Here is a 492-nt window from a genome sequence, read left to right as displayed (position 1 = left end):
CGTTATGGATTGGCTGAGATTTCATTATAAATTAGTTTAACTAACATAATGATTCCGGAACACTTGAGCACCTTATTGGGTTGGGGATGGTTATTACCCCTCACCCTTCGGGAGCTCCCCTAAAATAGGGGAGCAGGTATGGCGCCTATGCAAAATGCCAGTAAATGGAGGCATTAACAGGTTTTATAAATAATAATTTTTGAATTACCTGCCTCATACTCCCCTCCTTATTTCAAGGAGGGGTTGGGGGTGGTTAATAATTTTTACTGCCTCATTGATTTGCCCCTTCAAAATAAGAGCTTATAATTTCTAATGTTTGTTCAGGATGCATAAAAACCATCTCATTCTCAATGCGCAAAACTTTCATGCCCATGGACTTTAATTCGTTATCCCTGTCGAAATCAGCATTAGTCTGACCAAGGTTATTATGAATGCTGCCATCTAACTCAATAACAAGCTTTTCAGAGGGACAGTAAAAATCAACAATGAAGT

General features: G+C 38.8%; 1 protein-coding gene. It reads right to left on the bottom strand.

Annotated features, from left to right (window positions below; genetic code table 11):
* Positions 1 to 271: 271 nt before the first annotated feature.
* Positions 272 to 492, bottom strand: a 221-nt coding sequence (locus tag WG906_RS19325) for an endonuclease domain-containing protein (RefSeq protein WP_339994537.1), incomplete at its 5' end; no start/stop codon positions are given.

It is taken from the genome of Pedobacter superstes, assembly GCF_037622515.1.
Classification (GTDB): Bacteria; Bacteroidota; Bacteroidia; order Sphingobacteriales; family Sphingobacteriaceae; genus Paradesertivirga; species Paradesertivirga superstes.
The sequence above is the reverse complement of the archived record's forward strand: the minus strand, read 5'-3'. Positions and strand labels throughout refer to the sequence as shown.